Here is a 26,251-nt window from a genome sequence, read left to right on the forward strand (position 1 = left end):
TCGGGACCGTAGCTGGGGACGACTCGATCTATCCGCTCGCTATCAACATCACCCATGAGAACGCCCCCGTCGGCCATCGTCTCCACGGCGCTGGACAAATTGGGGAGAATTTACGCCCTCGTCAACAACTCCGGTGTCGCGGGCCGAGCCGGCTGAGCGGCGTCGATTGCGGCGCGATAGGTCGCCAGATAGGGGTCAACCTTCGCGCCTGTGCTGCTCAATCGTGCGGCGTTCGACTGCCTAATCAAGGAGGACTGACCTCCACCCATTGGGCCGCCAACCCGGCAGCTCCGCGTTAACGCTTTGCCGTCAGGTGCCCACATCGAAAATGAAAATATTTATCTACGTTGTCATTTGCTATGGCTGGGAGAACTGGACATGGAACAGGGAAACGCGCAAGAGTCATTCGCCGTTGGGGAGGCCAACTACGACGCGCTGTACCGTGGGAAATCAGGACTCGACGAGATGGATCTGAGCTTTGACGGCGTGCCGTGGGACATCGGCGGCCCCCAGCCCGCGATCGTCGAACTTGAACGCGTCGGCGAGTTTCGAGGCGCGATACTCGACGTGGGATGCGGAACAGGGGATAATGCCGTGTTTCTGGCGCAGCGCGGTTACGTGGTGACGGGCGTGGACGCCTCGTCGACCGCACTTGAGAATGCGCGGGAGCGTGCAGGGCAGTGCGACACGGAGACCCTGTTCGTGCTCGATGATGTGACGTCACTCGGAAAGATAGAATCGCTTTTCGATACCGTTCTGGACAGTGCGCTCTACCATTGCCTTGGGCAGGAACAACGTCGCCGATACAGCGCGGCGCTGCACCGGGTGACTCGGCCGGGCGCCACCCTGCACCTGTTTTGCTTCGCCGACGAAGGCCCCGGTTGCTTCCCGGCGCCGTTCCAGGTCAGCATGGAGGACCTTCGTGCCAATCTAAACGGGGAATGGGAGATTTCGTCTATCGATATTGCGCGGTACGTCTCGCGGCTGACCCGCGCGGACTTAGAGTTGTTGACTTCGCGAGATACAGGTTTTCCCAAGGTCAAACCAAGTGAGAGTGAGGTCAACGACCAGGGACAAGTCCTGACTCCGGTCTGGCGACTGCGCGCCCGGCGACGCTGAATTATTCCAGCATCACGGCGCTTCTGTGCCCTGTTCGCCTGTTCTCAAATTAGGCAAGCCGTTGCCGACTGCGACATGGTGAATCCGTCGCCCTACTGGCGCCTAATCGTCGGCTCGCGACAGTAAAGAATATAACCTGGACGCTGCGATGCAGCGGAACTTGAGATATGAGGGGTGCTTATGAAGGTTCTGGTGACAGGGGCGGCCGGCAACGTTGGATTGAACGTCGTCCACCAATTGGTGACAGAAAACTGGGACGTGCGGGTCTTGACACGTAGGGCGCAGGCTTCGGCATTTCCAGAGGGAGTAAATGTCTGCATAGGGGACCTTAGCCGACCCGAGACGCTGACAGATGCTCTGAGTAATGTCGAGGCGCTTTTTCTGTTTCCCGTACCTGAGACCGCTGAGGCCGTGGTCAGTAAAGCTGAGAAAGCAGGCGTGCGTCGTATCGTGGTGCTCTCGTCCGCTGCGGTCACTACCGGTATCGACACTGATTTCCACCTCGCGGTTGAGCAAGCGGTCGAAGCGTCCGGTCTTGAGTACACCCACGTGCGCCCTGGCGAGTTCGCCACTAACAAACTGGCTCTGTGGGGTCCCCCGATTCGCGCCGAGCGCGTGGTGCGTGACCCCGCACCGAGTGTCGCTTCGTTCCCGGTCCACGAGCAGGATATCGCTGACGTGGCGTTCCTCGCGCTGACCACGGATGGACACGCGGGCCAAGCTTATACGCTGGACGGCCCCGAGCTCCTCACGCGACGGCAGCAGGCTGAGCTAATTGGTGAGGCGATACGGGAGGATATCCGCTTCGAAGTGGTGACACCGCACGAAGCCCGGAAGATCTATCTCGCTCAGGGCGGGATCGCGGCTGAGTACGCCGACTTCATTCTGGGATTCAGGGATTATGATGGTAACGAGGCAAACCCATCAGACATTGAGAAATTGGATTACTCGTCGCTTGGGCCCAGGCCAACGGCAGAGGCCGTTACCGGAAGACCCGCTCGTACATTCTTACAATGGGCGAAGGACCACGCGCAAGATTTTTACCGTTAGCCTTGAGTGTTATTAGAACTCCGAACGTCACACCGGGTACCGCTGGAACGAAGGTTCCTTGAAAAAATTCGCCGAGTCGCTATCGCGACGATTGGCGGTTCGTCATTGATATTTTGCCCGTCCTTGACGGAGTCATGCTGAATTGGCAGGGAATTGCAGGTCACTTCACCGGGAGGGAAACGCGTGCTGGCGATCGATCCATACATGGCGGATGTTCTGAACGAGGTGCGCGTTGTCGAATTTAGCACCATCACAAAGGGTGGTGATCTAAACACTCGACCTATGTCGAGCGTCTGGTCATCAGAAACCGGACAGATCATGTTGACGGTCCCGATAGCGTATCCGCAGAAGGCATACAATGTCCGGCGGGACGGCAGGGTGGCTCTTTTCTACTCGGACTTCACCGGCAGCGGTCTTGCCGGTAACCAGACGGTATTGGTGCAGGGTACCGCGAGCGCACCCACGCGTATAGCGGCACCGCAGGACATACCGGAGTTCTGGCGGGAGGTTCATCGTAGGTACCCGGACGCCACCGATTGGTACGGCAGCGAGGCCTTCCGCAACACGATGGACTGGTACCTCTGGCGGCTGCGGATCATCGTTACGCCGGAGCGTGTCCACTTGGCCGATGCCGTAGACGCCGGTGGCGCCTGGGAACCTTGCCTACCCGGCGCATCCACGATGCCGACACGGATCGTGGATGCTCTTGAGCGATACCCCACTGCGGTGCTGTGTTCCCGGGACGAACGCGGGTTTCCCTTCGCGACCCGGGCGACTGTCATGCAGGACGGGGCCGGTCCGCTTCAGGTGCAACCCTTGCAACCATTCTGCGGTCTACCGGGCCAAGCGAACTTGCTGTGGCACCGGCACAACGGTTGCGGTGGCGAGATGCGTACCCTGCTGGTTACCGGGAACCTGGCACAGCACGGTCGTGAATGGACTTTCGTCCCGGAACGGATGCCTGGTGAATTCGGGTCCGTGCGCGACGAGAAGTCCTGGTTCCGCGACGCCAGCGCGCGGGCGCACCGCTATCTCGAACGGCGCGGGCTCCAGCCGCCGGAGATCGACTGGACGGTCTTCGCGGCACCTTGAACCTGCCGTAGGGGACAGCATAGTCGATCAGCCGGTGCAGTGTGCGCACTTACCAACAGTGGCTAAATTTTCTCGCCGCGACTGGTGAGCGTGGTTAGTCGGTGTGCTCATATACGGCGGGGCTGATCATGCCCGGTGCCGTCGCCGCTGGTTGTGAAAGCTCATCCAGCGCAGGACGTTGCGACGGGCCCGCTGTGCACTCCACCCACATGGATACTGTCCCGTTGGTCAAGTCAATGCCGCGGCGAGGTGTGATTCTTTGATCAGGTAGTAGACGCGCGCAGTAGCGCTTCAGGCACCGCATGATCTCGGGATTGGGCAGGCATTCGATGGTGTGTCGGGAGACGTAGTCCTTGGTGTGCTGGCCCATGCGCAATGCGGTTGATCACGGCCACGTGTATGGCGCTGTTGACGGCATGGTCGCCAACGCGGTTGGTCGGTGGCGTTGAGTCTTGCCCGAGGATGCGGGCAGCGGTGCGACGCCGCAGAGCACGGCTAACAAGGTTTCGCTGTTCAGCGCTCGGGGTTTTCCCCGACGGTGCAGAGAAGTCGTGCGACGGCCTCGCGCCCGACACCGACGGCTTGGGACAGTTCGGGCACGATCTCGTCGATCAGGGCGGCGATCTGGGCAGCGAACAGACCGACCTCGTCGTGCAAGTCCGGGATGCGCTGGCACAACGACTTGATCGCGATACGATGGGGGCAGTGACCGGATCACCGAACGCGTCGGTGTCCGGCCATCACGCCGCGCAACATCTGCATCCGTCAATCCAGAGTCGACGTCCCGCGCGCGTACGTGCTTTACCACGAGAGTCGTGCGGCTCAATAGGTCGAGCTGACGCATTCGTTCACTCACTGATACGGCGATTCAAGTGAGTGGTCCTGCCGGTGATTACACGTTCACCCAAAAGACGGATGCTGGTGATAGTCTGGGGTACTAGGGTCAAAGTCGGCGGCGATCCGGGGAAAGCCGCTCTGGGGATAACAAGGGGAGGGGAAGTAAATATCACGCAACGTTTGGCCGTATAGTGCCGATATTGCGAAATCATCCGAGTTTATTCTCCGGCCGGTGCTCGAATTCTCTCGATCTGCGCAACTGTATCGGGCGAAAACGGCGCAAGCTGGCAGGTGGGATCGGGTTTTCGCGTGCTCTGTACGATACTGTGCTGGCCCGCGGTCGACCGGTTATTCAGCCCGCCGGTCGTCAGTGGTATTCGGCAGATGCGCTTATGAGCGTTACTGGTGGGCCGTTCGCTCCATATTGTCGCGCATCGTTTTGCATTTCCACGCGGGCACCAGGGCGTCGCTTCGGATGGTTGACAGATGAATAGTTAATATTCATGTATGCTCCGGATAATTGTGTACGACATGTGAACCCGCACCCACGAGAAGTTGGGGGAAGCGTATAATGCGTCTCACACGTTCGAAGGTCGCTGATCTCCGTTCGGCGGGCGAAGGCAACATTGGGGGTTCCCACACCGTGGTGCCGCCGCTGGTGGACAGGGCAACGGCCGACGGGTCGGTAGACATCCGGATGTTGGGGCCGATCTCGATCACCTTGCGCGGAGAGTCGATCATGCCTACCGCCGGCAAGCCGAGGCAGCTGCTCGTGCTTCTGGCATTGCGGTATGGCCAGGTTGTCCCGGTGTCGACGTTGATGGAGGAGCTCTGGGGCGACGTCATCCCGCGCAGCGGGATGACGACCTTGCAGACCTACGTTATGCAATTGCGTCGGCTGATCGGCGGGTCGCTACCAGCCGATTCCCAGCGGGTTGCCAAGGAGCTGCTGGTTACCCGGTTCAATGGGTACCAACTGATGGCTACTCCGCGCTCGTGGGACCTGCACGAGTTCGAGCGGTTGGCCGCCGACGGGGAAACCGCGCTCGATTTGGGCGACGCGGTGAGTGCTTCGAAGTACCTGGGCCAGGCGCTGGACCTGTGGCGCGGCCCGGCGCTCGCGGACGTGCCCACCGGGCGAATGCTGGCCACGGAGGCGATCGGTATGGAGGAGGCTCGGATGCGTGTGCACCAGCGGCGCATTGTTGCCGATTTCTCCCTGGGCAAGCACGACGTGGTCATCCCGGAGCTGCGCATGCTGGTCGTGCAGAACCCGATGCACGAGAACTTCTGCGCGCTGCTGATGATCGCCCTCCAGCGTTCAGGCGCGGCATGGCGCGCGCTGGAAGTGTTCCGGAACCTGCGCACGACCCTGATCGAGGAGTTCGGCGTCGAACCGTCCGGCCGTCTGCAGGAACTGCACCAGGCGGTGCTGTCCAACACGCCGGAGCTTTCGCTGCGGTCGTACGGACTGGTGTGACCTCGGTCGTGAGTGAAGAGCCGGTCTCTAAAAGTAGACCGACGACGGAGATCTCAACGGAGTGTCCGAACCTGGGACCCAAGGCGTGTTCAACACGTGTGGATCGTCGCGTGACGGGAGTGGGTTGCTATTCCGGGGCGGCGCGGCTGGCGATGGTGGCTTTCGGCATTGGCGTCACGCTGGTGCCCAACGTGCTGCTGCGCGGGATCCTGCCGTCCGTCACGCCTCGCCCCTTGCAGATCGCGCTGGGTGTGGCAGCACTGCGACATCTTTGATGCGCGTGCGTCTCCGCAACTATTGGCTCCCAGTCCGCTTGGCTGCGAGCGTCCGCCTGGGGGAGAGAGATCGGACTGCGCACCGCTACGGCTCCTTCGTCAGCAGGACGCTGATCTTCGCCTTGGCGCGTCTCGGGCAGCCGACCTGGCAGATGTGGGGTCTTGCTAGCCCAACGGTGAGGATCAACGCCGCCTCGACGCCATTCTCGACGCCAGCCACAACTGGCCGCGCTGGCCTGCCATGTCCGGGCCTTCGCCATCATGATGTGCGGCCTGCGCGGCCACGAGCTGGCGCGATGGATTGGCCGCGGTCGACGCCGACGATCAACCAGCCTTTCACTCCTTCGTTGTCGGGCCTCCGACGCGACCAAGACGCCGTCACCGCCGGACTGACCCTATCAACCGTGCTCAAATGCTGGGCCTGCGGCCGAAACGCTTCGGTCCCAGAATTGTCGGTGGCCTGAGGTAGAACTAGGTGGTCGAAGGGGATGACATGACGCACGAAATCGGACACGTGGAGCCCTTACCGAACCCCGACGGATGCCGCTGGTGCGGGATCGACCGTTACGAACATTTCCAACGGTGGGTGCCTGGCATTCGCCTACACGCCTGGACCGAACCTACCTCTGAGCAGCGGAAACGCCGGATGCTTGACCGACGAAGGATCCGACGTCAGGGGGACGATGACGAGCTTCTAGCCTGCTAGCTCTCGAAGTCGCCGAAAGACGTCACGAAGAGCCTTAGGGACTTCTTCTGGCTTGTCCAGCTGAGCTGCGAGTCCGAGCATCATCGCTGGCTTGCCTCGGGGGGCGTCCTCGCTGTGCTCCCGCAACATTTCGAGCACATCGGCGCTGAACTTTCCATCGCGCAGGGCTTTGAAGTCCTCGGGGGTCCAGTCGTGATCGCGTGGCCAGACAGTGTTCGCGGTGCGTGCCCACAACTCGTCACTGAAGAGTTCTTCAAGTTCTCTGTGGCCGTGCTCTTTGCCTAGCATCACGACCACTTCCTCATCGCGGTTGTCGAATGTGGCCTTCAGTCGGTCGGTTCGGAACATCTTGTTCGTAGATTCGCTGTCGGCGTCGACCATGAGCAAAACCGATCGACCATGCTTGAACAGATAGCGCGCTAGATGTAGCGCGCCTTCGTTGTTGCCACATGCCCAGAGCGCCACACCTGCTGCCTGCGGTGAGAGGTCTTCCGAAAGGTTGAACAAGATTGGGATTGCAAGTTGCTCGGATTCGCCCTCGACGGCGAGGAAGCACCGTTCATGCAACAGAACCGAGTTTCGCAGGCCCACTGCCGCTGCCATGATGCCGAGGTGGCGGTCGAAATCCGCGTGCGTGCCGCTGCCAAGGCGCTCCATGACGGTACGCCGGTCGTCGTCAAGACGAAGGAGCACGACATCATGTATATCGACGCCGTCGATCAGGTTCATCGAATGCGTAGCCACGACGACGTTCACGCGGTCCGCCGCGCTCTGCTGTCGGATAAGCCGCATGACCTCGCGCTGGAAGTGGTAGTCAAGATGCGTGTCTGGCTCGTCGTAGACAACGATGACCTGCAGTGGAGGCTCGTGCTCTTCAGTCTCCTCTGTGTCCTTGGGCTGGTCCAGCAAAAAGTCGCTGGTCGTCTCCCAGACCGCAATTGAAATGCGGCGTGAGCTACCGAGTCCGGACCGATCTAGTCTAACCGACTCGCCTGATGATCGTTCAAGCCGAAGAGGCGTTGAGCGAAGCTGTGGTGTGAGGCTCACACTAGGATCGATGTCGACAGAGGCTATGTCTCCACACCGCTCGACGATGTGGTCAGCCAACGGTTTCGCCTCAATCTTCAACCATTCCTGGACGTCGGTCTCAAGCTCACGTACCCGCTCTTGTACGGCGTCTTGGGCCACATAATCCTTAAGCCGCAACGAGAGCAACGATTTGATCGCGGCTTCCGGCTCCAGAGATCGCCCTTCGAACACCGCCAATTGTGGTAGTCGCGTTGTCAAGCCGGACGGGACACCAACCCAGCCGGCTTCATTGGAGTGATCTTTGGCGTATGCACGGAGAGCCGCCAATAGATACGGCTTGGTGGGCTTCTCGGGGCGCACCTCGAACTGTGTCAGCAGTTCTTTTAACTCTTGAACGGACTTGCTCGAAAGGTCTCGTAGCTCCTCGTCATCAGGTACGGGGGCCCACATCTCATATCGAGGGGCGAGTTCAGCGTCGACGCTTCGCCGCACGCGGAGCTCAGCCGGGAGATCGAATGTTTCCCGCTCCCAGGAGTCCAAGCGGAAATCGCCGATGACTTCGGTGAGAGAACATCGACTGCCCGTCTCGCCGCCGCCGTACGCCCGATCGTCGTCGGTCAGGGGGTACTCGCCAAGCAGGAACGCGAGGGCGTCCAGCGCCGTGGTCTTCCCGCCATCGTTCGGGCCTGCAAGGATCGTGGGACTACTGATGGGTATTTCCGAGACGTCGGCAAGGGAGCGAAAGCCGCGTACGGAGTACTTCTCAAGATGCACTGACGGGACCATCCAAGGCGACTCGTGGCTAAAGCTGAAACCCCGACCCCCGCGCCAAGGCGGACGCGATGGTTCTTAGCAACTCTAGACTTCCGCGCCGTGTGGAGAAATCCGACACGCCGGGAGAGCGTGCCTGGGGTTGAGTTCCGGTGGCCGTGCTCCACTCGTTGCAACAGCACGTAGGTGGGACGATAACCCCGAGAGTAAAGAGGCAGGTCGCGGTGGGGTTGAGTTGTCCTGGTTCGTGCCGATTACAGCGGGCCGATGGTTTTTCGTGCCGACACTGTGCGTCGCTGCTGAAGGATGAACAGCTCGGAGGACGCCGACTGCAGCCGTTACAGTACGATCTTCTTAGCTTAGTATGAACTCACCAACGAGCCGTTGTCCGAAGCCGTCATCGTTGCCCACTACGAACCGCAGCTCCCCCCTCGACAGCGATGCCGACCTCACGGACTGCATGGTCGTCCAGCTCCGTAGTCCAGGAGCTTCTTCAGGTCAGCCATGCTGTCTGGAAGGTCAAGATGCACGGGGAGCTGTTGGGTGACCACCTCCCAGCCAGTAGGATGATCGTGATGGCGCCCTCGCTTCCGGTCTCGTCGTCAAAGGCCGGGAATCTGTAAGGGTTCCCCTCCCAGAAATCTTCTTCGGTCGGCGCGGTCGGCAACGGCGGGAGAACAACCTTCTCGAAGGCCCCATCGTCGCGCTTGTTGGAGAACTGCGCCTTCGGCCAGCCCCACTCGGCCCGCCGGCGGATCTCGTACTCTAGCTCGCTAACCGGCGTGATCCCGCTGATCAGGCCCTGTTCCTGCAGATTCATCAAGTCTTCATGCCAGATCGCGACCTGGAACGCATCGGGCGACAACGGATCCTTGGCGCGCCCGGGCTTCGTCGAGTCGTAGTTGTATGCGCTGAAGAGCACACACAGGTCAATATCGTCGATTGGAAAGAAGCGAGTACTCGCCGGAAATTGTGCCAGATGGAACAGGCCAAGCCCCCGCCGGGCGCGCATGGGTAGGCAGGCCAGTTCGCGTGGATGCCCAGGATCATGGTGCCGTCGCTGCCACCGTAGCCCCACCCGAACCACGTCGAGTGCTCAGTGATGTCGGGGGGCTTCGGCTCCTTCTCACTCACCTGTTCATCATCTCATTGCCTCTCCGAGATGCGAGATGTTACTTGCGTACTGGTTCAGTAGCTTTGTAACTTCCTTGACTAGTCATGGTCTTCGTGTTGTCTCGAGGTCACCGCCCGAATCGTGCTCAAACTTCTAGCGCCTTCAGGTCCCGGCCGAGCGTGGGTAGAACCTGGCTGTACAGGGTCTCGTGCTCACATCCCTTACCTGTTTTGGCGATGCGCGCGGCGAGCCCACGCAATTGGGCCGGGCCGTGAACCGCGAGCTCTTCGGCGAGCCCGCGTGCGCGGGACAGGCTCTCGGGGTCCTGAACCCGCTTGACTCCGTTTTCCCAGAGCGCCACGGACATGCCGATCGCTGAGACGGTGCGGCCCAGGCGTTTTGAGAGGTCGTCGATGATCCTGATGCCGTCGACGTCTAGGTCCTGCCACGCCGCGATCGGAACGGACAGCGGCCGCAGGAACCTGACCAGTCCCTCGCTCGCGAACCCGCCACCCCAGATGCACAACCAGGAGTCGACGACCTCTGGCATCCTGCACACCCGCTCGAATGCGTCGCTGTTCTCGACCAGGAGGACGCCTCGCGCCGTGAAACGGCTGTACCCCAACGTGCGCAGCCCGAGAGCGGGCAGGCCGATCCACGGTGTGCTCGTGGACGCGTCCGCGACGGTGTCTTCCGCGACCCAGGTGAGCGGGCCCCGCATGCGAAGCTCGGTGTCGGCCTCGTCGACGGCGGCGTCGAACGAGTCGTGGATCAGGTTGCCGAACGCGAACCTGCGCGGCAGCGTCCACGCTGTCTTGGTATTTCTCCACGCCTTGCCCGCCAGCTCCTTGGCGGTAACTCTGCGGCCGTCGCGGTCCTCCGCCCACCAAACGACCGCCGCGCGGAGCGCGAGCTCGTACACCGCCCAGGACGTCGTGCCGCTGCGTGAACCCGGTGGCACCCGCAGCGCGGGCGACGGTGGCGAGCTAACCAGCGCGGTGTACTCCCTCTCCAGTTCTGGCACCGTTGCGGCCAGCCGCACGACCTCGTCGTATGTCTCCTGGTCGCGCACGATCCTGTCCTCCCGCTGTTGTCGCTTCCGTGCCCGCTGATCGTCGAGAGGGCCGCCGAGGAAGGCGAGCGTGCTGTGCAGGTCGACTCCGTTCGTCACGCGCTCCGCCAGCTCGCGGTCCAGGCGGCTCAACCTCACCCGGACCTCGCCGCGCCGCGTCGCGGGCACCTTGAGGAGCCAGCGGAACACCCGAGACTCGCCGTCGGTCAACTTGTCCGTGTCGATGACGACCGTGGCGGCGCTCCCGTCCGTCTCGAGTCGGTTGCGCACCGTCGTGCGCAGCCATGCCCAGCTCGGGGTGTGCAGGACGTCCGGTACATCGGTTGGTTCGTTGGTCATGTGTCCGAATCCATGTCGTGGTCGAGCATCTCGTGGCTCGCCTTGCCGTCCCACACGCTGCGGGCGGCGAGCACTCCGGGCAGTGCGTCGTCGACGATGAGGTGGTAGATCGAGATCCCGTCGAGCTCGGGGTAGAGACCCAGCTCGGACTCGCTCGTGGCCACGAGATCCAGGTCCAGGCGGGTAATCAGGTCGAACAACGCGCCGCGGTTCTTCGCGTCCACACCGGCGAAGACCTCGTCGAGGAGGATGAGCCGAGGACATCCGGGAGACGTTCTGCCGTCCTCGTTCACGAGGAGCCTGCTCGCTTCGCAGTGCGTCGCGGCCGCGGCGAAGAGCGGCATGTGCAATGCCACCGCCTTCTCGCCGCCCGACATCGACCCGTGGCGGCGGCGGTCCAGCTTCGCCCACGCGCCACCGTCCCCCTGCTTTGCCAAGAGGTCGAACCGGTGCCACAACCGGTAGTCGAGCATCGTCGCGAGCTGGTCGCGCCATGGCGACGAAGCTGTCGTGGCGCGCGTGCTCGCGATGCGTCGCCGGTAGAACTCTGACAGGCGTTCCCGTTCGCTCCGGTAAAGCGTGCCTTCCGGTTTCTCCAGCAGCCGCAGCATGTCCGCTGGCATCTCGCAGTCGGGTGCCGCCTCCCACCGCAACTTGAACATGTAGCCGGATGACGTGGGGTGCCCTTTCATCAGTGCGTTCATCCGGTCCACGAGCGACCGCGCCGCCTGGACGCGTTGGCCCACCTCGAGACGGACCTCGTCGGACAGGAACCTCTCGAAGAGCTCGGCCTCCTCTTTCTCCAGTAGCTTCTCGGTCTGGGTGAGGTCCTGTGCGAGCGCGGTGAGCGTGTCGTGGACTGAACGCTCGTGCCCGTTGCGGCTTCCGGAGATCGCAAACACCCCGCGGTCGACGCGTTCGTGCAGCACGACCTGACTGGCGAGGGCTGGCTCGATTTTGTTGCGTACCCGCACGGCCATCGTCTGGGCCTTGTCCTGCTGATCGGCACTGCGGCGGGTCCGGGGGACCAGCAACCGGGCCCAGCCGCATACCGCCTCTACCTGGTCGGGACGCAGTGGCTCGGGACCGAACCGCGCGGGTTGCTCGCTAACGTCTGGGACGCGGAGCAGGCCGAGGCGGTGGACGTCGGCGAGTGTCTCGGTCATCGTGGAGAGCTTGGCGGTCGCGTCGTCGATCTTGACGCGGGCATTCCTAGCCTCGAGCGACTTCCGCTCGGTGGACCGCCCCAGCTCGATTTCCTCCGCCGCACGCTCGTCCAGCGCCTTCGACTGACGGTCTCGCTTGGTCTGCAGCAGGCCGAGCTTGTGCATCAGCTCCTGATAAGGCTGGCCCATCTGCGTGTTGAGGTCGGTGTACTTCCGCTGAGCGAGGCTGGCGTTCTCTTCGGCCGCGGTGGCACGGTCTGCTGATCGTTTCGCGATTTCCTCGGATTTGTCGGCGTTCGCGGTCGCCACTCCTGCCGCGTGCGCGAGCCGCGCGCAATGCGCCGCCGCGTTGATCCAGTCCTCGGCGGCGGATCTGAACCGCTCGGTGTCGGCTCGCAGGCCGTCAAGCTGTTCGCCGTGCCCCGACAGTTCGGCGACCTCGAGCGCGGTCTCCGCGGCGGCGACTGCATCGTCACGCTCACCGGCCGCAGTGGTCTCCTCGTCCTGCGCCGCCTTGAGCTCGGCGACCCGGTCCTGCACGATGCGCGACTTCACGTCCGCCTCATTGGTGGCCTCCGTCAACGCCGTGTCCGAGGGTTGCTGCCGGATCTGGTCGTCGAGCTCGGAGGAGCGGTGCACGACCGAGGCGAGCGCGTCGGTCGCCCGAACCGCGATCGCCTGCCAGCCGGCGGACGCCGCGCCGACGACCTGGACGGCTGCGGCGACCGACGCTCCGGCCGGCTCCACTGGGCGGTCCGACCACACCACGTCGCGCATCGACGCCAGTCTGGCGGCGACGTCACGTGCGAGGCCGGCTAGCACCAGTTGCGCGACCGGTGGCTCACCGGGCGGCAACCCCAGGGACCCGAAGGTCCCCAGCGCACTCGTGGCGACCTGCTCTCCGGCCGTCGCCAGCTCCTCGGCGTCCTCCACGATCCTGCGTACGAGGCCGGTGGCCTGACCGATCGCGTTCGCCTGCTCCGTGTCACTGCGTTGGACGAGCTCGTCAGCCGGAACCGTGGAACGTTCCTGATCGGCACGGTCAGCGGCGTCCTCGCAGCGCTGGAGCCGCTCGCGCAGAGATGAACAGTTGAGTTCGAGCTCCTCGATTTCGGCAGCCAGCTCCGCCATCCGACGCAGCCTCATCGCCTCGCGGCTGCCTGTGCCGATGAGGTCGACGCTGTCCTTGTGGTAGGCGCCGCGCAACGGCCCGGCGGCCCAGGTGCCGTCCCACGCCACGGTGAGGCCGTCAGCCGCCCCATGCGCGGTGTCCGCGAGCTGGACGCGGGCCAGCACGGCGCGGACCACGTCGACGGGAACCGGTCCGTCGGGAGGCAACGCGGGGTCGGGGCGCAACGCGGCCGACAGGGGAGAGGGCGACCGTGGGTGCTCCGCGGTGAGCTGGACGTCGAGCAACGGGCCCCCGTCCGGACCGGCCGCGATCGTCCCGTCCGGGAACACCCAGGCGTCGGCCAGCCCGGAACCGATCAGCGCGGCCTCGAGCAAGGCACGTTGGTCGTCCTCTTGGTCGAGGTCCGTGACGAAGTCCACTAGAAGGAAGAACGGCGAGCCGGTGAGACGACCGCGGTCGGCCAGCCTCGTGTGGGGAACCGGAAGCGCGGGGAGCCCGCCCTGGGACAGACGGCTGTTTTCCGCCTGTTTGCCGTCGAGGACTTGGACGACGGATGCCAGCTCGCCGCGGACGACAGTTGACTCACGCTCGAGCGCCCGCAGCCGCGCCGTGGCGACGGTCGTTGCCCACTCAACTACCTTGGTGCGAGTCAGCGTTCGTGGGGCGGGCGTGCGCACGAACTCCGGCACGTCCGCGGCTCCAGGCAACTCGATCAGACTGGTGGACCAGTCCCGGATCCGGTCTGCGAAGTCGATCCGGGCGTCACGCGCGTCGCATGCCGTCGTCCATACTCTCGACAGCGACGTGCCGAGCGCGCCGCACCTATCGGACAGATTTGTCGCTTGTTGCACCAAAGGATGGACCGCCGGAGGGATTTTCTCCAGAGCGCGGGTCTCCGTGGTAAGCGCGTTGCGACGCGCTTGTGCCGCGCGGCCGCACCAGGTGCTGACCTCACGTCCTGGAAAGTCGGGTGGCCACGTGTCCGGTGGCGGTGCGCCGAGTACGAGCTGCGGGCTTCGCTCGATCCACTCGCCGACGGCTTCGACATAGCTAGCGAGCTGCTCGCGCCGCGCGGAGCGAGCCACGTCAGCCTCCATCTCGGCGGCGGCCACGCGTTTCTTCGCCTTCGTCGTATTCCCCTGGGCGGACCTGAAGAGTTGGGCGGCCGTGCGCGCACGACTAACCAGGGCACGCAGTTGATCGATCTCCTCGAGCCGCGTTCGCACCGAGCCACGCAACTCCGTCAGGGCCGCGTCGCCGTCTGGAGACGACTTGTCGAGGCGAGCGACGAGGGTTGACACCAGCGTCGGTAAGGCGTCGTGTGACAGTCGACCGGCGACGGAGTCCACACTTGCCGCGCGCTCGCCTCGCGTGACGGTTGCCGCACCCGCCTCTTGATGGGCTGTCGTGGCAGCATTCCTGGAGCGCGTCGCCGCTTCCTGAAGCTCAATAGCCTGAGCCCGGCTGGTCTTCGCGGACTCGTGCAATGCCGCGGCCTTCTCCCGCAGCGGAACCAGTTGAGCGCCCTCCTTGTAGAGGTCGAGCTCCTTGATCGCCTCGATATCGGTGCTGAGCGAGCGCACGTCCTTCCGCATGACTTCCACCTGCTGCCGCGCCAGATTCAGCTCACCCTCGGCTTTCGCACGTTCCGCAACGGCGGTGGCGGCGAGTGCCGTGGTCTCGTCGACTTGGCGAACTGCCTCAACCACGTCGGCCGCACGTCGACCGACCAGTACGTTCAGGTAGTCGGTGTAGGCAGTGGTGAGCTCGGTCAGCGCCGCGTGTGCTGCGGTGAGCTCGCCGATCACCTCGCGGTGCCGGTCGAGCCGCTCGAAGCCGTCGGCAAGCTCGTTCGTCACTGTTTGGCTGACCGGTGGCAAGGAGTCGCGGAGGAGCTCGTCCAGCTTGTTCTCCGAGAGCTTGTCTGAAAGCTTGGGCTTGCGCAGGTGCAGCAATGTCTTGCGCAGTGCCTCGAACTGGCGATCTTCGAGTCCGAAGAGGACGCGGTTGACCTCCTTGCGGTGTTCGTCGGGCGTCGGGTGTACCCGGCCAGCCACACCGTTCGAGGTCAGATCAGCCAGCGTCTGGGAGAGTTGGGACGCGCTCTTCAGCTCGCTGCCCGCGGTGCCCAGTTCGAGGTCGTGTCCGACACGGCCCGATGTCGTGAAGTACCAGGCGTTGACGCGCTTGCTCGCGCGGGTGCCGTGAAGGCCCGCGCCGACCGTGTAGAACTCGTCGCCTTCCTCTGTCACCCTGCCGAACTCGACCCACACGTAGCCGCGGGCGCTCGTGCGGTCCTGGTTCGCGTCGTGACCAAGCAGCCACACGAACATCCCGCGGTCGCGGACGCCGAACGTCGACAACCGCTCCGGCGCGAGATCGGCGTCCAGCACGTAAGGGAGCAAGACCTCCAGTGCCATCGACTTGCCTGAGCCGTTGTTGCCGCGTAACAACAGCCGCCCGCGGTGGAAGGTGAACACCTGCTCGTCGTAGCGGAAGAGGCCGGTGATGCCAGCACGCAGTGGTGCCCAGCGCCGTCGTGACGGATGGGCGGGGCCGTACAGCGACTCGGCGGGAGCGGTGGTGGTCATGGCTTTTCCCCAGTGGTAGTGACGACGATGTCGCAGAATCGGCCGGCGGCAGGCCTGAGCTCGAAGCCGAGCTCGTCGAGCCGGATCAGGCTGAAGGCGTTCAGCACGTCCAGCACCTCGTCAGTGAGCTTGTCGAGGCCGCCCTCGACGCGGTATCCCTTGGCCCAGCGAGTGTGCTCAGCCATGACGTCGGTCAGCACGTGCCGGAGGCGTGTCCGCGGAATCCAGCCGCTGATGTCCTCTGGCCTGCTGCTGAGCCTGCTGATCACCAGGAGCGCGGCCTGGTGCGTGATGGTGTTCGGTTGGGGGAACCGCACATCCGTCGACTCAGCAGTCGGGTCCACGGCACACCAGCCCCCGGCGCGGCGTTCAAGCAGCAGACCCGCGTCGCCGAGGCCGCGCCGGATCCACCCGGCTGAGCCACTGAGGAACTCGCGTTGGTCGCCGTCCACCTCGTCGCTGTGCAGCACGGGGTCGTGCAGGAGGCGGCGCATCACGCTGTGCCGCGCGGTCTGCTCAGCGTCGAGGTCGCGTCGCAGGAACAGCTGGGCGAGTCGGCGGTCGTCGATCGTGTAGAGAGCGTTGGCGTGTTCGTTGTTCTCGTAATCATCGCGCCGCTCGACGGTGGTGATAACACCGAACGTAGAGAGCAGGGTGAGGACGTCGACAAACGCGAGGCGTTCGGACTTGTCAGACGCCGTGTACTGGTCCAGTCCTTCCTCGCTACCCGTGATGTCGACGATGCGGCCGGATAGGTCCTGCAACGACACCTGGCCGCGCGGGAACTGGCCCAGCGCCGCGACGGTCACGCAGAACAGGGTGTAGCGCCTGCGGTCGAAGGGCTTCGCCTCCGACCGGAGCGACCGCAGCGGCGGGCGCGCTGGGGAGTCCGCGTCAAGAGCCTTGTGAAGCCGGGCGAATCCCCGGCGCCGGTCGACCACCAGCTGCCAGTCACAGGTGTCGTGGAACCACGTGCGGAGCTTGCGCTCGTGCCTGACGACGAGGTCGAACGCGTGGTTCGTCCGGTCCAGCACTGGCGTGCGCAGCAGGGCGCGGATCGCCCGCGCACGTTCCGCGGCGTCGTGTTCCGCTGAAACTCCGGCGACCATCAGCTCTCCCTGGCCCAGGCGATGTCGATCTCGTAGTCGGGAAGTATCCAGCGACCGCCGGGGGACACGATGCGCGCAGCACTTCCGGCGGGCGGGTCGTGCAGCGTGACGCGCAGCCTGCCATCGACGCTCAGCCCGACCCGTCGGCCGTTGAGCGGATCCGCCGTGGCCTGCTCGGCACGCGCCACGAGCCGAGCGAGCAGCTCAAGCGTGGCGTGGTTCGGCAGCCGTCCTACGGCAGAGAGCCGAGTGCGGCCCAGCCGCACCAGGGCCACGCACGCGTTCTCAGCCTCGGCGAGGCGTCTGCGGGCCGCCTCGGCGAGCAGGCGCTTCGTGGCCGCGTGGTTGGGTGTCCTGCCCACACGACCGGTGTTGTCGTGCGAGGAGATGGCGCGCAGCTTGATCGTGTGGCGGGTCCCCGGTGCGTCCCACCAGTCCCGTGAGGGCGGGACGGCCTCGTTCACCGTCTCGTCACAGAAGTGCCGTGCGCCGGTCAAGCCAAACTCGTTGTGCCACATGGTGTGCGCGGCTTCGTCGGTGGGCGACCGGGCGAACCGGCCAGCCAGTGACAGCAGGTCAGCGGCACGACCGGAGCGCGCGAGATGCGCGTCGCGGATGCGGTCCAGCACCGGACCGATGCCCAGCACCGCGCGGCGGACCATGCGATGCAGCCGTTGGCCGCCGGTCGGAGTATCGTCCGTGGGGACGAACCAGCGTCGCACACCGTCGATGCGTAGCGAGGTGAGCACGGCCCACGACGTGGCGGAATCTGACTGGTCGATGATCTGTTCTCCGTACGACTTCGCGCCTGCTTCGAGTGCTTCCGACAGCTTGGCCGGAGCGTCGTCCACGCGAGCGAAGAGGACCACCACGTCTTCCGACACGGCCTCCAGGTGATCGGTGAACTCCGCCAAGTAGTGGATCGTGTCCACTTTGAACAGCAGGTACTCATCGATCTGGACGGCGGGCGCGTTGAGAACGTGGTTCACCCGCTGGAGGAAACGGCTGGCGTTTCCAGTGAGCGCCTTGAACGTTCGGTGGAGTTCCTCGGCCAGGTTGTGGACGGCGTCCCCATCCGGGGTGTCCACGAGAACCTGTTCCACGAGCTCCTCGAGGACGGCGCGCACACGAAGCAGAGCCACCTTCTGCAGGCTGATCGTCCTGAGGAGTGCCTCCTCGAGCCCGAGTACTGCCTCGTGCGCCGATTCCCCCTTGGCGCTGAGGTTGTAGACGTAGGCGCGGAGTTCGTAGGACCGAAGGTCTGGGGCCCAGCTCTCGTCGCGATCGCGATCGACGTTGCCCCACTTGTGGAGCTGCGTCAGCCGGCGTTCCAGCACGTCCCGGTCGAGGAGAACCGCAGGCGTACCACACCGGAGCGCCTCATCGATCACGGCGAGGGTGAGATCGGACCGGTACTCGGCGGCGGCGTCGAAGAGCACGTCGATGATTGCCCTGTACTCAGGAGCTTCTTCAGTCGTGACGTAGGCGAACAGCGGTTGCTGGTCGCCTGACCCCCGTCGCACGTGCAAGCCTCCTGCTTCCGGTTGTGAGCACGGATGTACATGCAAGCAGCAGCGAGCCGAAGAAACGGTTGTTTTAAGAGAGTTTTCCTGAACAAGGGGCCGAGTTCACTCATTTATACCAATCATCCTGAACTTCAGTTCAGTCGGGCTGAACTGGAAATTTTTTGCACGCCTCCTGCCGTGGGCGATACGATTCACTGCGCTCCGGCCACCGGGTAATAAGCTGTCTCGGCATGTTATCCACTTCAAGGGAATGTGATCGAATCGGCGAGGTTCCGGGTTTACTTCACACAACACGGACGAAACCGCATTGGCTGCCGGACGCCGCTGACGTGGCCGCCGATATCGCCCCGGCCATGGTCTTTGTGGCAAGGCCGTGAAGTTAGGGGCTGGGTGATGTTGTCAAGTCCTCGGTGAGGAGGTTTATGTCGAGGGTGGCTTTGTAGCTGGTTCTGTCGATGCGCAGGCTTTGGTGTGCGTAGCGGGAGAGTGGGCGTTTGACGGCACGGGGGCTGACTCGCAGGCGGCGTGGGGGCAGCAGGTTGTCCAGGACGTGGCCTCCGATGGTGCCCACGAGATCGATCACGGTGCCGGTGATGACATTGGCGGCCTGGACGAGTTGGTCGCGGGCGGTGTGCAGAGCGGTGGTGAAGCTGGCCCGGTCGGGATCGACTCCGGCCGCCTCGGCGGCGTCGGTGATCGCGATCCGCAGGACCTGGTAAACGGTGAGCAGGGCATAGATCTCCTGGGCGATGCCGTCGGGAGTCTGGCTGCGCAGCACGCGGCTGCCCAGGATGGTGGATTTCAGTTCCAGGTAGGCGGTTTCGATCTCCCACCGCTGGTGGTAGAGAGTGATGATCTCGCCGGCGGGGTAACGGCGGTCATCGCAGAGGGTGGTGGCCAGCCGGTAGATCTCGCTGCGGCGCCCGGCGGTGGTGGCGATGGTGATCTCGCAGGTGATGACGCGGACCTTCAGGCCGCCGAGTACCGAGAGGAACGACCCGTCCGGGTAGCGGTGCAGGACCGGGGTTTTCCGGTTGCGTTTGAGCCGCACCAGCACATGCGCGCCGGTACCGGTGATCGCCGCCAGCAGCCTCTGGCAGCCGAACATCCGGTCGCCCAGTACCAGCATCCCGGTGCCCATGCTGGGCACCAGTTGCCGGGCCAGGGTGGTCTCGCCCTGGCTGCGGGGCCCGAAGACCGCATCGAGGATCGTGCGTGTCCCGCAGGCCACCAGCGCGGCCACCCGCACGTGCGGATAGCCCGCCTTACGGTGCGTGCCGCCGTGTTTGCCCAGCCAACCGGTGTTGGCGGGAGTGTCGGGCACGTCCATTGTGGTGCCATCGATCGCGGTCACCAGCAGGTTGCGCCACCGGGTGCCGGCGGTGCGGGGCCCTGCCGCGGGGCCCCGCAGCAGGTCGAACAACGCCTTCAACGGCGCCACACCAAGGCGTTGACGGGCAAGCCTGATCGCGGTCGCGCTCGGACGCGGCACCCTCAGCCCGTCGAGCCCGGCGACCAGTCTGGCCCACACACCCCGAAATCCCAGACCTTCGAACAATCCCGCCGCCAGCAGCAGGTACACCACGACCCGCGACGGGAGTTTGCGCACCCGCGCCTGGACCCGCCCGCAGCCGGCCAGCACGTCATCGACCATCTCAAACGGCACGATCCGGGTCAGCTCGCCCAGATGGCCGGGCGCGACCATTGAGGTTCCCCGTGTGTCCTGAACGTAAAGGAGAGCTCGTGTTGTAGGTGGAGCTGTCTGGATCGGTGCTGCACGGATGATGAAGGTATGGCCCTTCGGAGTCGCCCTGCGGAGGGAGGCTCCAAACCGCCTCATGCTGCGTTGGCTAAAGACCGTCGTGGTGAGCGATGAGGAAACGGCATCGGAAGAGATGTCAGGTGGGGACCGGAAAGACGAACGCGAGTGAACCACTGCTGACGTGTCGAAACTCATGAGATGGCATCGAAACCGGGGCGTGGGGAAAGTCTCGGGATGAGCCTGGCGGGAGTCCGCTTACTGGCCAGGTGGTGTCCGGCATGGAGGTGGCGTGAGTCCGGTCTGCGGCGTCCGTGTGGAACAGGAGAAGGCGTGCCTGGAAACGCCCTGTCCCGGTTGGGCGGGGGAGAGGGAGCGTCTCGAACGGCCCGAAGTCGTGAGGGATTGAGTACCGTCGCCGGGCGCGCTGGCGGACCGGCCTGTAGTAGTGCTGAAGCCCTTGTAATGGGGTGGAGCGAAGGGGCCGGGCTGTCTGTGGCTGGTGTTCGTTCGATCAACCGGGCTTATGCCTGGGAGGAGTCGTGTGGACGAGCTGAAATCACCGGGCAAGCCGTTCGAAATCTCGAAGCAGGCGGTCTGGGAGGCGTATCAGAAGGTGAAGGCCAACGAGGGCGCGCCGGGCGTGGACGGGGTCTCGCTGGAGGACTTTGAGAAGGATCTGAAGGGCAACCTTTACAAGGTCTGGAACAGGATGTCCTCGGGCAGTTACTTTCCGCCTCCGGTGCGGGCGGTGGAGATACCGAAACCGCATGGTGGCGAATCGAGAATCTTGGGCGTGCCTACCGTGTCCGATCGGATCGCGCAAACGGTCGTGGCCGGAGTCCTGGAGCAGAAGGTCGAGCCGATCTTCCACCCGGACTCCTATGGTTATCGGCCGGGCCGATCGGCCCTGGATGCGGTCGCAACGTGCCGGAGGCGCTGCTGGAAGACCGACTGGGTGATCGATTTGGACATCCGGAAGTTCTTCGACACCGTGCCGTGGCATTTGATCATCAAGGCGGTGGAGGTCAACACCGACCTTCCGTGGGTGGTGCTGTATGTGCGGCGGTGGCTGGAAGCACCGCTGCGACTGCGCAATGGCGCCTTGCGGCAACGCGACCGTGGAACCCCGCAGGGTTCGGCGGTTTCGCCCGTGCTCGCGAATCTGTTCCTGCACTACGCGTTCGATGTGTGGATGGCCCGGGAGTTCCCGGACGTCGCCTTCGAGCGGTATGTGGATGACGCGGTGGTGCACTGCGTCAGCGAACGCCAAGCACGCCGTGTGCTTCAGGCGATCAAGGGGCGTATGGTCGAGGTCGGGTTGGCGTTGCATCCGGACAAGACCAGGATCGTCTACTGCCGGGACGGAAAGAGGCGTGGCTCGTACGAATACACCTCCTTCACGTTCCTGGGGTTCACGTTCCGGACTCGGGGAGCGCGCAGCAGGGATGGGCGGATGTTCAGCTCGTTCCTGCCCGCGATCAGCAAGGACGCCCTGAAGAAGATCAGCGGTGAAGTCCGCCGTTGGCGACTGCACCGGCGCACGAACCTGTCTGAAGCGGACCTTGCCCGAGCGATCAATCCGATCGTGCGAGGTTGGATGAACTATTACGGCGCCTTCTATCGGTCGGCGCTGTATCCCCTCCTGGCGCGTATCAACGCCTACCTGGTGCGCTGGCTTCGCGAGAAATTCAAACGGTTCCAGGGACGCAAAGCGGCCCGAACGGCGTGGGAGACAGCCGTGGCCAACAGGCCCCGGTTCTTCGCACACTGGACTTGGGTCACTTGGGCCCCGGAAGTCTGGTGACCAAGACAGCAAGAGCCGTGTAAATCGAGAGGTTTACGCACGGTTCTGTGAGAGCCGGGGGCTGAAACGCCCCCGGCTACTCGACCGGGGTAGTGGACACCACGTTGGCAGGATTGGTTCCTGCTGGAAGGATGTCCTCATGCCTCCTCGTAAGCGTCGGTCGTTCACGGCCGAGTTCAAGGTCGAGGCTGCGCATCGTGTGATCGATTCCGGCCGCACGATCGCTGAAGTAGCTCGTGAGTTGGGTCTCAACGACGGGTTGCTGAATAACTGGGTCAAGGATGAGCGGCGCAGGATCGCCGCGGCCGAGGTCCAGGGCGAGAAACCTTTGGAGGCGGCGGAGCGGGCCGAGTTGCTGCGGTTGCGCAGACAGGTCGCCGAGTTGGAGAAGGACAACGCGTTCCTGGTAAAAGCCTCGGCGTACGTGTGTGTCCTGAACGGAAAGGGGCTGCCGGAGTAGGACGGTAGTTTCCTGATGGTGCTGCACAAGTGATGAGGGTTTCTGGCCCCTCGGAGTCGCCTGGCGGAGGGAGGCTCCAAACCGCCTCCGGCTGCGTTGGCTGAAGACCGTCGTGGTGAGCGCAGGAGGAAAAGGCGTCCAGGAGGGCGTCAGGTGGGGATCGGGAAGGCGAACGCGAGTGAACCACTGCTGAAGCGTCGAAATGCTTGGATGACATCGAAACCGAGGTTTGTACGCACCGAGGGATGAGCCTGGCGGATGCTCCGCTTGCTGGCCAGGTGGTGTCCGGCGTGAAGGTGGCGCGAGCCCGATCTGCGGGACTTGTGTGGAACAGGAGAAGGCGCACAAGGATTGTCTTGTGTGCCGACGGACCGGTTCGTAGTGTGCGCCGGGCGGCGCAGAGAGCTTGCTGGTGAAAGTCCAGCCGGACCGGCCCCAAGCGGGGTCCGTAGCCGAAGGCGGGGGTAATGCCTCGCTGGGCGCTGTTGGGAGGTGGATGTGATGGCCTTGGGCTGTTGGGTCGTGCTGACCAGTGGCGCAGGACAGGGCGCTCACCGTGAGGTGGGGTCTGAAGGGTTTGAGGCGAAACACCGAGCCGTAGCCGAATATGGCGAACCGGTCGGCCCGATCCAGGTGATGCCGAGCCTGCACTATGGGGGCGAAGGAAATACTTGGGGCATCTGGACACAACAAGGTGTGTGCGGGCGGCGCGGTGGGAAAGTTCTCTGCGTTACCCCGGGAGGTCTCGTACGGTCCCGCTCGACGGGGCTGGGTAGCTGGGCGTATAAGCCGCGAGGTGAAATCGCTGGTGATGCCGTGCGAGAAGTCGGAGTGATCCACGGTACTGAGGAACCAAGGAACAACAGAAACCTTGGGATCGTCGTGGTGGTGCGACGGCGGGCGGTGACTCAAAAGGCATCGACCTGGGGAAGGGATCACGGTGGAAATGGCGAGTCGGGGTGTGGTGTCGAGTGAGTAGGTGGCGCCGGACTGATGGTTGCTGAGGCAATGACCGAGGTGGCGTTGGCTGAGGAGACTCGGAATCACGCAACGGTGGGCCAGGTAGGAAAGAAACGTATGCAGGTGCGGAAGGCGCACTCGCTGATCGGTCAGATCCACGATCCACGCAATGTGGTGCGGGCGTGGGAGCGTGTGCGAGCGAACCGAGGTGCGGGTGGTGTGGATCGGGTCAGTATTGACCGGTTCGACTGCGAGCAGGATCGCTATCTCACGGTATTGCGACAGCGGCTGGCTGATGGGCGTTATCGTCCGCAGCCGGTGCGTCGGGTGGAGATCGATAAGCCAGGATCGACGGCCAAACGTCCACTGGGGATTCCTACGGTCATGGACCGGGTATGCCAGCAGGCGATACGGCAGGTGCTGGAGCCGATTTTCGAGCCGACGTTCTCCGAGGTCAGCTTCGGGTTTCGTCCGAAGCGGTCGGCGCACATGGCGATGCGTCGGATCTGGGGACAGTTGCAGGCGGGTGGGAGATGGATCGTTGACGCGGACATCGCCGATTTCTTCGGGACGATCTCGCATGACAGGCTCGTATCCCTTGTGGCGGAACGAGTTGCCGACGGTAAAGTGTTGAGTCTGATACGTCAGATTCTCACGGCCGGAGCGCTGCGGGACGGCGTCTACGAAAGCACGGTCGCGGGCACGCCTCAGGGCGGAGTCATTAGTCCTTTGCTCAGCAATATTTATCTGCACGTTTTCGACGAGCGGATGGAGCGGGCTGGATTCCAGGTGACCAGGTATGCCGATGATTGGCTGGCAGTCTGCCGGACTCGGGAGGAAGCGGAGCGGGCGCTGGCGAGCGCCTGTGCGGTGCTGGAGGAACTGGGTCTGCGGATTCATCCGGAGAAAACCAGAATCGTGCACGTCAGTCAGGGGTTCGAGTTCTTGGGCTACAAGATCGGCTTGGGCAAGGGTTTGCGCTTCAAACAAGGTGGTATTGGTTTGTATGCGATTCCCCGGCAGCAGTCGATCGACCGGTTCAAGGACAAGGTGCGCGCGTTGACACGGCGGCGCATCGCGGTGCCTCTGGAAGAGTTGATCGACATGCTGAACCCGGTGATTCGAGGATGGGGCATGTATTACCGGCGCGCGAACGTGCGCAGGTTGTTCAATCGACTCAACATGTGGATCGTGCGACGAATCTGGGGATGGCGGTTCAAACGATGGCGAAACGCCGGATGGCGCACGCTGCCGGAGAAACGCCTCTACGGTGAATATGGCCTGGTCAACCTGCTGCAACTGATTCCCAGCATGCGCGATTACTACCGCCAGAAGGGCTATACCCATTGAGAGCCGCTTGCGGGAAAACTGCACGAGCGGTTCGGCAGGGCGGGCGGAGGTAGCGGACCCTGGTCCGCCGCCTCCCCCGACCCGACAGTGAGGAAGCTTCTGTAACGGGAGTGGAGCGAAGGGGCCGGGTCGTTCGTGGCTTTGTTCATTCGATCAACCGGATGTTCTCCGGGAGGAATGGTGTGAACGGGTTGAAATCACCGGGTAAGCCGTTCGAGATCTCGAAGTGGCTGGTAGAGGAGGCTTGGGAGAAGGTCAGGGCGAACCGGGGCGCACCGGGTGTGGACGCGGTGGACATCGCGGAGTTCGAGCAGGACCTTCTGGGTAACCTGTATAAGATCTGGAATCGGATGTCCTCGGGCTGCTACTTCCCTCCGCCGGTGCGCATGGTGGAGATACCGAAACAGCATGGTGGCGTCCGGGTATTGGGCGTACCGACTGTCGGTGATCGCGTGGCGCAGACCGTGGTAGCGATGGTGCTGGAAAGGAAGGTCGAGCCGATCTTCCATCCGGACTCCTATGGTTACCGGCCAGGGCGCGGGCCGATCGATGCGGTCGGGGCGTGCCGGGTGCGGTGCTGGAAGTACGACTGGGTGATCGATCTCGACATCAAGTCGTTCTTCGATTCGGTGCCGTGGGACCTGATGCTCAAAGCGGTGGACTCGGTGTGCGATCTGCCTTGGGTGCGACTGTATGTCAAGCGGTGGCTTGCGGCCCCGCTGGAAAACACCGACGGCGTCCTGGTGGAACGCACGAAGGGAACGCCGCAGGGTTCGGCGGTCTCGCCTGTCCTGGCGAACCTGTTCATGCACTACGCGCTCGATACGTGGCTGGATCGGAACTTCCCGCAGGTCACCTTCGAGCGTTACGCGGATGACGGTGTCGTGCACTGCCACAGCCTTGATCAGGCAAGAGCGGTCCTGGCCGCGTTGGAGCAGCGCATGAACGAAGTCGGTCTTGACCTGCACCCCGACAAGACGCGGATCGTGTATTGCAAGGACGCGAACCGGAAAGGCTCCTTCGAGCATGAAAAGTTCACCTTCCTGGGATATGAGTTCCGCGAACGCACCGTGGATGGCCGCAACGGACTTTTCCGGAGTTTTTCACCGGCGGTCTCGCTTGCGGCGCTGAAAAGGATGGGGAAAGTGGTGCGCCGCTGGCGCATTCACCGGTGGGTGCGGGGAGACGCCCGAGAGCTCGCGGACTGGATCAACCCGGTCGTGCGAGGATGGATGCAGTACTACGGGGCCTTCAATAAGTCGGCCCTTCGTCCCCTTCTCAAACGGATCAACGCCTACCTGGTCCGCTGGCTGCGAGAGAAATACCGGAAACTGCGGAAGAGCTGGTCAGTGACGCTTCGCGCGTGGTGGAACGGGGTAGAAAGATCGCCTCGCTTGTTCGCGCATTGGGCGTGGGTGACCGAACCTTCCCGAATCTGGTGACCAGAGCGACAAGAGCCGTATGACGAGAGATCGTCACGTACGGTTCTGTGGGAGCCCGGGGGTGA

At 63.6% G+C, this 26,251-nt stretch carries 17 protein-coding genes; 9 read left to right on the top strand and 8 right to left on the bottom strand.

Translation table 11 applies throughout. From position 1 onward, the window contains the following. Positions 1-378 precede the first annotated feature (378 nt). From BJ970_RS21615 to BJ970_RS21625, 3 genes are all read left to right on the top strand, one after another. Positions 379-1,119, top strand: coding sequence for a class I SAM-dependent methyltransferase (locus BJ970_RS21615; RefSeq protein ID WP_184727920.1), 741 nt, complete (start codon positions 379-381; stop codon positions 1,117-1,119). A gap of 180 nt (positions 1,120-1,299) precedes the next feature. Further along, entirely contained in the window at positions 1,300-2,169 is an 870-nt protein-coding gene (locus BJ970_RS21620) for an SDR family oxidoreductase (protein WP_184727921.1), read from the top strand. Between the two features lie 183 nt (positions 2,170-2,352). Continuing rightward, entirely contained in the window at positions 2,353-3,261 is a 909-nt protein-coding gene (locus tag BJ970_RS21625; protein ID WP_221467262.1) for a pyridoxamine 5'-phosphate oxidase family protein, read from the top strand. Positions 3,262-3,774: 513 nt separating this feature from the next. Here the strand turns inward: BJ970_RS21625 and BJ970_RS21630 are convergent. Next, positions 3,775-3,939: a hypothetical protein gene (locus BJ970_RS21630; protein WP_184727922.1), complete on the bottom strand. Its 165-nt coding sequence runs from the start codon at positions 3,937-3,939 to the stop codon at positions 3,775-3,777. A 730-nt stretch (positions 3,940-4,669) separates the two neighbouring features. On the opposite strand from BJ970_RS21630, the gene BJ970_RS21635 reads away from it, so the two are divergent. Beyond that, positions 4,670-5,578: an AfsR/SARP family transcriptional regulator gene (locus BJ970_RS21635; protein WP_221467263.1), complete on the top strand. Its 909-nt coding sequence runs from the start codon at positions 4,670-4,672 to the stop codon at positions 5,576-5,578. A 110-nt stretch (positions 5,579-5,688) separates the two neighbouring features. Next, positions 5,689-5,853: a hypothetical protein gene (locus tag BJ970_RS21640; protein ID WP_184727923.1), complete on the top strand. Its 165-nt coding sequence runs from the start codon at positions 5,689-5,691 to the stop codon at positions 5,851-5,853. Between the two features lie 694 nt (positions 5,854-6,547). Here BJ970_RS21640 and BJ970_RS21645 read toward each other — a convergent pair. The 7 genes from BJ970_RS21645 to BJ970_RS21675 form a co-directional block, all read right to left on the bottom strand. Then, a complete protein-coding gene (locus BJ970_RS21645; RefSeq protein WP_184727924.1) occupies positions 6,548-8,362 on the bottom strand; it encodes an ATP-dependent nuclease in 1,815 nt (604 codons plus the stop codon). Positions 8,363-8,852: 490 nt separating this feature from the next. After that, positions 8,853-9,371 carry a hypothetical protein gene (locus BJ970_RS21650; RefSeq protein WP_184727925.1) on the bottom strand — a complete coding sequence of 173 codons (519 nt, stop codon included), beginning with the start codon at positions 9,369-9,371 and terminating at the stop codon, positions 8,853-8,855. Positions 9,372-9,618: 247 nt separating this feature from the next. After that, on the bottom strand, positions 9,619-10,884 hold the full coding sequence (locus BJ970_RS21655) for a Wadjet anti-phage system protein JetD domain-containing protein (RefSeq protein WP_184727926.1): 1,266 nt from the start codon (positions 10,882-10,884) through the stop codon (positions 9,619-9,621). Further along, positions 10,881-15,773, bottom strand: a complete 4,893-nt coding sequence (locus BJ970_RS21660; RefSeq protein WP_184727927.1) for an SbcC/MukB-like Walker B domain-containing protein — start codon at positions 15,771-15,773, stop codon at positions 10,881-10,883. The genes BJ970_RS21655 and BJ970_RS21660 overlap by 4 nt, the downstream gene beginning before the upstream one ends. Beyond that, positions 15,770-16,882, bottom strand: coding sequence for a TIGR02678 family protein (locus BJ970_RS21665; RefSeq protein WP_184727928.1), 1,113 nt, complete (start codon positions 16,880-16,882; stop codon positions 15,770-15,772). The genes BJ970_RS21660 and BJ970_RS21665 overlap by 4 nt, the downstream gene beginning before the upstream one ends. Then, positions 16,882-18,405, bottom strand: a complete 1,524-nt coding sequence (locus BJ970_RS21670) for a TIGR02677 family protein (RefSeq protein WP_184727929.1) — start codon at positions 18,403-18,405, stop codon at positions 16,882-16,884. The genes BJ970_RS21665 and BJ970_RS21670 overlap by 1 nt, the downstream gene beginning before the upstream one ends. 382 nt (positions 18,406-18,787) lie before the next feature. Next, complete coding sequence (locus tag BJ970_RS21675) at positions 18,788-20,113, bottom strand: IS4 family transposase (RefSeq protein WP_184727930.1); 1,326 nt, start codon at positions 20,111-20,113, stop codon at positions 18,788-18,790. A gap of 598 nt (positions 20,114-20,711) precedes the next feature. Between BJ970_RS21675 and ltrA (BJ970_RS21680) the strand changes: the two genes are divergently transcribed. The 4 genes from ltrA (BJ970_RS21680) (at position 20,712) to ltrA (BJ970_RS21695) (ending at position 26,186) form a co-directional block, all read left to right on the top strand. Further along, positions 20,712-21,974, top strand: a complete 1,263-nt coding sequence (gene ltrA / locus BJ970_RS21680) for a group II intron reverse transcriptase/maturase (protein ID WP_221467265.1) — start codon at positions 20,712-20,714, stop codon at positions 21,972-21,974. 139 nt (positions 21,975-22,113) lie between these two features. After that, complete coding sequence (locus BJ970_RS21685; RefSeq protein WP_184727932.1) at positions 22,114-22,434, top strand: transposase; 321 nt, start codon at positions 22,114-22,116, stop codon at positions 22,432-22,434. 1,008 nt (positions 22,435-23,442) lie between these two features. After that, entirely contained in the window at positions 23,443-24,744 is a 1,302-nt protein-coding gene (gene ltrA, locus BJ970_RS21690) for a group II intron reverse transcriptase/maturase (protein ID WP_221467022.1), read from the top strand. Positions 24,745-24,926: 182 nt separating this feature from the next. After that, complete coding sequence (gene ltrA / locus BJ970_RS21695) at positions 24,927-26,186, top strand: group II intron reverse transcriptase/maturase (protein ID WP_184727933.1); 1,260 nt, start codon at positions 24,927-24,929, stop codon at positions 26,184-26,186. Positions 26,187-26,251: the final 65 nt, after the last annotated feature.

It is taken from the genome of Saccharopolyspora phatthalungensis (assembly GCF_014203395.1).
Lineage (GTDB): Bacteria > Actinomycetota > Actinomycetes > Mycobacteriales > Pseudonocardiaceae > Saccharopolyspora > Saccharopolyspora phatthalungensis.